This window comes from Streptomyces silvae, assembly GCF_016745505.1.
In the GTDB taxonomy this organism is placed as follows: Bacteria; Actinomycetota; Actinomycetes; order Streptomycetales; family Streptomycetaceae; genus Streptomyces; species Streptomyces silvae.
Window position 1 is genome coordinate 1 of the sequence record NZ_JAERUC010000071.1, and the last position, 6,676, is coordinate 6,676.

The 6,676-nt window shown below is 65.5% G+C and carries 5 protein-coding genes; all 5 read left to right on the top strand.

Annotated elements, in window-relative coordinates; genetic code table 11:
- Positions 1 to 199 precede the first annotated feature (199 nt).
- A complete protein-coding gene (gene typA, locus JKV81_RS09340) occupies positions 200 to 2,074 on the top strand; it encodes a translational GTPase TypA (protein WP_124274525.1) in 1,875 nt (624 codons plus the stop codon).
- A gap of 442 nt (positions 2,075 to 2,516) precedes the next feature.
- Positions 2,517 to 4,139, top strand: a complete 1,623-nt coding sequence (locus JKV81_RS09345; RefSeq protein ID WP_129265296.1) for a peptide ABC transporter substrate-binding protein — start codon at positions 2,517 to 2,519, stop codon at positions 4,137 to 4,139.
- A gap of 121 nt (positions 4,140 to 4,260) precedes the next feature.
- Positions 4,261 to 5,190: an ABC transporter permease gene (locus JKV81_RS09350; RefSeq protein WP_099174661.1), complete on the top strand. Its 930-nt coding sequence runs from the start codon at positions 4,261 to 4,263 to the stop codon at positions 5,188 to 5,190.
- Entirely contained in the window at positions 5,183 to 6,127 is a 945-nt protein-coding gene (locus JKV81_RS09355; protein ID WP_129265298.1) for an ABC transporter permease, read from the top strand. The genes JKV81_RS09350 and JKV81_RS09355 overlap by 8 nt, the downstream gene beginning before the upstream one ends.
- A gap of 11 nt (positions 6,128 to 6,138) precedes the next feature.
- On the top strand, positions 6,139 to 6,676 hold a 538-nt coding region (locus tag JKV81_RS09360), incomplete at its 3' end, for an ATP-binding cassette domain-containing protein (protein WP_202075373.1).

Consider the following 6,676-nt stretch of genomic DNA (forward strand, 5'->3'; position numbering starts at 1 on the left):
GCGGCGTTGTCGTCGGTCGGCAACGCTCCGCGTTGACTCCGTCCTCCGCCTTGCGAGGCACGGCACCAGGCCCCGCTCGCTGATCCAGCCTGACCCAAACGAGAGGCCCTAGCCGTGGCGTGCCGCCCGGCGGGCGTACGAGGACTCGAGACCGACTGAGACGCCTGATCCCACGATCCGAGAGAAGCGCAAGCCACCCATGCCCACGCGCCACGACATCCGTAACGTAGCCATCGTCGCCCACGTCGACCACGGCAAGACCACGCTGGTCGACGCCATGCTCAAGCAGGCGGGCGCCTTCGCCGCCCACGCCGCCGAGAACCTCGACGAACGCATGATGGACTCGAACGACCTGGAGCGTGAGAAGGGCATCACGATCCTCGCCAAGAACACGGCGGTGAAGTATCACCCCAAGGACGGCGGGGACCCGATCACGATCAACATCATCGACACCCCCGGCCACGCCGACTTCGGCGGCGAGGTCGAGCGTGGTCTGTCGATGGTGGACGCGGTCGTCCTGCTGGTCGACGCCTCAGAGGGCCCGCTGCCCCAGACCCGTTTCGTCCTGCGCAAGGCCCTGACCGCCAAGCTGCCGGTCATCCTCTGCATCAACAAGACGGACCGGCCGGACTCCCGGATCGCCGAGGTCATCGACGAGACGTACGACCTCTTCCTGGACCTGGACGCCGACGAGGACCAGATCGAGTTCCCGATCGTCTACGCCTGCGCCCGTGACGGCGTCGCTTCGCTGACCAAGCCGGAGGACGGCACCGTCCCCGCGGACAGCGACAGCCTGGAGCCCTTCTTCACGACCATCCTCTCCACGGTCCCGGCCCCGGAGTACGACGAGGCCGCCCCGCTGCAGGCCCACGTCACGAACCTGGACGCCGACAACTTCCTCGGCCGTATCGCGCTCTGCCGCGTCGAGCAGGGCGAGCTGCGCAAGGGCCAGACGGTCGCGTGGATCAAGCGCGACGGCACGATCTCCAACGTGCGCATCACCGAGCTGCTCATGACCGAGGCGCTCACCCGCAAGCCGGCCGAGAAGGCGGGCCCGGGCGACATCTGCGCCGTGGCCGGTTTCCCGGACATCATGATCGGCGAGACCCTGGCCGACCCCGAGAACCCGATCGCGCTCCCGCTGATCACGGTCGACGAGCCGGCCATCTCGATGACCATCGGCACCAACACCTCGCCGCTCGTCGGCAAGGGCGGCAAGGGCCACAAGGTCACCGCCCGCCAGGTGAAGGACCGTCTGGACCGCGAGCTCATCGGTAACGTCTCGCTCCGCGTCCTGGACACCGAGCGCCCGGACGCCTGGGAGGTCCAGGGCCGTGGTGAGCTCGCGCTGGCCATCCTGGTCGAGCAGATGCGCCGTGAGGGCTTCGAGCTGACCGTCGGCAAGCCGGAGGTCGTCACCAAGCAGGTCGACGGCAAGACGCACGAGCCGATCGAGCGCATGACCATCGACTCCCCCGAGGAGCACCTCGGCGCCATCACGCAGCTGATGGCGACCCGTAAGGGCCGTATGGAGACGATGACGAACCACGGGTCGGGCTGGGTCCGCATGGAGTGGATCGTGCCCTCACGCGGCCTCATCGGCTTCCGTACGGAGTTCCTGACCCAGACCCGCGGTACGGGTATCGCGCACTCCATCTTCGAGGGCCACGAGCCCTGGTTCGGTGACCTGCGCACCCGTCACAACGGCTCGCTGGTCGCCGACCGCGCGGGCTCGGTCACGCCGTTCGCGATGGTCAACCTCCAGGAGCGCGGTGTCATCTTCACCGAGGCCGGCACCGAGGTCTACGAGGGCATGATCGTCGGCGAGAACTCCCGCGCCGACGACATGGACGTGAACATCACCAAGGAGAAGAAGCTCACCAACATGCGTGCGGCGTCCGCGGACACCACGGAGAACGTGGTTCCCGCCCGCAAGCTCTCGCTGGAGCAGTCCCTGGAGTTCTGCCGCGAGGACGAGTGCATCGAGGTGACCCCGGAGACCGTGCGTATCCGCAAGGTCGTCCTGGACCAGAAGCAGCGCGGCCGCACGGCCTCGCGTGCGAAGAACGGCTGACCCGGCCGGACCGCCCGCTCAAGGGGTCCGAACCGTCGGAACGAGCCATTGACATGAGGCCCGGGCCCCCGCAGTGTCTGCGGGGGCCCGGGCCTTTCGTCAACCCATTTTCCTGACCGAGGTGTCCGCATATCGTGCGTCGCTCTCCGGAACATGTGTTAACGGTCCGTTTCGGGGGTGTCTGTCTGGGATCACTTTGTCCGGATTTCGGGCAACCATGGCTTCTCGATGTTGTCAAACCGAGACCCTTTAAGTGTGGTTTACAGCCCGGTGTTACTTAATAGTTGGCTCCATTGAGCTCGGGTCAATGGGTCGGCGCACTGTGGGGAGTGCGGACTCACGAGCACACTCGGGGCACTGCAAACGATCGCCGTCAGGGGTGTCGGTGGATCTCTACAGTGCCCCTCTTGTAGTCAAAAGTGGACTCATGAGGAGGAAACCCATGCGCGGTGCCAAGAGCGCCAAGTGGGTCGCGGGAGCGGCAATCATCGCCCTGGCCGCGACTGCCTGTGGCGGGGGCGACAGTGACGACAGCAGCAATGCCTCGAAGGAGAAGGGCAAGCCCGCGGGCTACGTCTCCCTCGACGTCGGTGAGCCGCAGAAGCCGCTGATCCCGGCCGACACCAACGAGTCGCTGGGCAGCTACGTCATCCAGGCGGTCTTTACCCAGCTGCTGGAGTTCGACGGCGACGGCAAGATCGTCTACACGAACGCCGAGTCCGTGAAGTCGGACGACAACAAGACCTGGACGGTCAAGCTCAAGCCCGGTTGGAAGTTCCACGACGGCACCCCGGTCACCGCCGAGTCCTACATCAAGGCGTGGAACTGGTACGCCAACATCAAGAACAACCAGCAGAACGCCTTCTGGTTCGAGGACATCAAGGGGTATGCGGACGTCCACCCCGAGAAGGGTGACCCGAAGACCACGGAGATGTCCGGTCTGAAGGCCGTGGACGACAACACGTTCACGATCGAGCTCGACAAGCCGGTTCCGTACTTCGAGTACAAGCTCGGCTACTACACCTTCGCCCCGCTGCCCGAGGTGTTCTACAAGGACACCAAGGCCTTCGGTCAGGCGCCGGTCGGCAACGGTCCCTACATCTTCGAGAAGTGGGACCACAAGAAGCTCATCCAGGTCAAGGCCAACCCTGACTACCAGGGCCCGAACAAGGCCAAGAACAAGGGCATCCTCTTCAAGAACTACGCGACCGTCGAGGCCGCGTACCAGGATCTCCTCTCCGGCAACCTGGACATGATCCGCCAGATCGGTCCGAAGGACCTGCCCAAGTACAAGACGGACCTCGGCGACCGCACGATCGACGAGCCGTACGCGGCCGTCCAGTCGATCGTCCCGACGTTCTACTCGAAGACCTTCAAGGGCATCGACCCGAAGGTCCTCCAGGGTCTGTCGATGGGCATCGACCGCGACACGATCACCAAGACCGTGCTCAACGGCACCCGTGAGCCCGCCACCAGCTTCACGCCCCCGGGCGTCGCCGGCAACCAGAGCCTGGACACCGACGTGTTCAAGTTCGACCCGGCCAAGGCCAAGCAGCTCATCAAGGAAGGCGGCGGCGTTCCGGACAACAAGCTCTGGATCCAGTACAACGCCGACGGCGGGCACAAGGAGTGGGTGACCGCGGTCTGCGAGTCCATCCGCAACTCGACCGGGGTCGACTGCATCCCGGACGCCAAGCCGGACTTCCAGACCGACCTGGAAGCGCGTGACAACGACCAGGTCAAGTCGATGTACCGAGGCGGCTGGGTCGCCGACTACCCGCTGAACGTCAACTTCATGCGTGAGCTGTACGGCACCACGGCGGAGGCCAACAACGGCCGGTTCTCCGACAAGGAGGTCGACGCGGAGTTCAAGAAGGGCGACAACGCGGCGACCCTGGAGGACTCGATCAAGGCATACCAGGAGGCCGAGAAGCTCGTCCTCCAGAAGATGCCGGCGATCCCGCTCTGGAACTACAAGATCAACGGTGGTTACGGGAAGAACGTCGACAACGTCGCCATCGACTTCCGCGGTGACTATGTCATGACTGACGTCACCGTCAAGTAACACACGCCTGAGGGCCCCCACTCGGCCATCAGCCGCCCACACCAGGCAGTAGGTCCCGGGGGCCGCTCTTCCTATCCGGAGAGCGGCCCTTGGGCTGCATTACCCCTAATCGGAGGCAAACATGGGGCGTTATGTCGCGCGGCGACTGCTCCAGATGATCCCGGTCTTCCTCGGTTCGACCATGCTGGTCTTCGCCATGATGTACGCGCTGCCCGGCGATCCCGTGCGCGCGCTCGCAGGTGAGCAGACGGTCGACCCGACGCAGATCGCGGCCATGAAGAAGGACCTGGGTCTCGACCTGCCACTCTGGCACCAGTACTGGAATTACCTCACGGGCCTCTTCCAGGGCGACTTCGGCACGCAGATCGCCAGTGGGCGACCGGTGGCCGACATCATCTCGGAATCGTTCCCGGTGACGGTCCGGCTGGCTCTGTTTGCCTTCATCTTCACGGTCGTCGTCGGCATCTCCATGGGTGTCTTCGCCGGGCTGAAGGCCGACACTCTTCGCGACCGTGGACTGCTGGTCCTGACGCTGCTGCTCATCTCGGTGCCCTCCTTCGTGCTGGGCTTCCTCGGGCAGTACTTCTTCGCCTTCCAGCTCGGCTGGGTGCAGCCCAACGTCAGCCTGGAAGCGAACTTCAGCGAACTGGTCCTGCCCGCCGTCGTACTCGGGTCGCTGTCCCTGGCGTACGTCGCCCGGCTGACCCGCACCTCGGTGGCGGAGAACCTGCGCTCGGACTACATGCGCACCGCGGTGGCCAAGGGGCTGCCGCGCCGGCGCATCATCGGCGTGCACCTGATGCGGAACTCGATGATCCCCGTGGTGACCTTCCTCGGGACCGACCTCGGCTCGCTGCTCGGAGGTGCGGTCATCACCGAGGGCATCTTCAACGTCAAGGGTGTCGGCTCCGCCGTCTTCGACGCGCTCCGGCACCGTGAGGGTGCCACCGTCGTCGGCATCGTGACGCTGATCGTCGTCGTGTATCTCGCCGCCAGCCTGATTGTCGACCTGCTCTACGCGGTCCTGGACCCGAGGATCCGGTATGCCTGAGACGCTCAAGGAAAACACCGCGGACGCGTCCGCCCCGACGGCTGCCGTCCCGGCCCCCGCCGTCGAGGTCGGCAAGGCCCGCAGCCTCTGGTCCGACGCCTGGCACGACCTGCGGCGCAGCCCGCTGTTCGTCGTCTCGGCGATCCTGATCGTCTTCCTCCTGGTCATCGCGATATTCCCCGGCCTCTTCACCGGCGCCGATCCGCGTTACGCGGACCTGGCCCACCACTACCTGCAGAAGCCCAAGTGGGGGAACTTCTTCCAGGAGGACTGGTTCGGGTACGACATCCAGGGACGCTCGATCTACGCACGTGTCATCTACGGTGCTCGTGCCTCGATCACCGTCGCCATCGTCGTCACCGCCCTGGTCACGGTCCTGGGCACCGTGGTCGGCATGCTCGCCGGTTACTTCGGCGGCTGGATCGACACGATCCTGTCCCGGGTGACCGACATCTTCTTCGGTGTCCCCTTCATCCTCGGCGCGATGGTCGTCCTGACCTCGTTCGAGGAGCGGCACATCTGGGTCGTCATCCTGGCGCTGGCCTTCCTCGGCTGGACCCAGATAGCCCGTGTGGCGCGTGGCTCGGTGCTGACGATCAAGCAGGCCGACTACGTGATGGCGGCCAAGGCGCTCGGCGCCTCGACCAGCCGCATCCTGCTCCGGCACATCCTGCCCAACGCGATCGCCCCGGTGATCGTCGTCGCGACCATCGCGCTCGGCGGCTACATCTCGGCGGAGGCCAGCCTGTCCTTCCTGGGCATCGGTCTCGCCGAGCCGACCGTGTCGTGGGGCGTGGACATCTCCTCCGGCCAGGAGCAGCTGCGTAACGCTCCGTTTGTCCTGATCATCCCGTCGGTCATGGTGTCGATCACCGTTCTGGCGTTCATCATGCTCGGCGATGCGGTGCGCAACGCCCTCGACCCCAAGCTGCGCTGAGGGAGGCGTACATGACCATCATCGACAAGACGGCGGATGTTCCTGCTCCGCGTGGTTCGAAGGACGAGAGCGGTCCGCTGCTCGAAGTCCGCGATCTGCACGTGGAGTTCCACACCCGTGACGGCGTCGCCAAGGCCGTCAACGGAGTCAACTACAGCGTCAGCGCCGGCGAGACCCTCGCCGTGCTCGGCGAGTCCGGTTCCGGCAAGTCCGTGACCGCTCAGGCGATCATGGGCATCCTGGACATGCCCCCGGGGCGCATCCCCAAGGGCGAGATCTTCTTCCGCGGCCAGGACATGCTCAAGATGTCCAACGAGGAGCGCCGGCAGATCCGCGGCCAGAAGATCGCCATGATCTTCCAGGACGCGCTGTCCTCGCTGAACCCGGTGCTCTCCGTGGGCTACCAGCTCGGCGAGATGTTCCGCGTGCACCGAGGCCTCTCCAAGAAGGAGGCCAAGGCCAGGTCCATCGAGCTGATGGACCGCGTGCGCATCCCGGCGGCCAAGGAGCGGGTGGGCGACTTCCCCCACCAGTTCTCCGGCGGTATGC

What these genes read in the sequence shown, in the direction of transcription:
- typA (WP_124274525.1), top strand. Translation starts at nt 200, where the DNA reads ATGCCCACGCGCCACGACATCCGTAACGTAGCCATCGTCGCCCACGTC.
- JKV81_RS09345 (WP_129265296.1), top strand. Translation starts at nt 2,517, where the DNA reads ATGCGCGGTGCCAAGAGCGCCAAGTGGGTCGCGGGAGCGGCAATCATC.
- JKV81_RS09355 (WP_129265298.1), top strand. Translation starts at nt 5,183, where the DNA reads ATGCCTGAGACGCTCAAGGAAAACACCGCGGACGCGTCCGCCCCGACG.
- JKV81_RS09350 (WP_099174661.1), top strand. Translation starts at nt 4,261, where the DNA reads ATGGGGCGTTATGTCGCGCGGCGACTGCTCCAGATGATCCCGGTCTTC.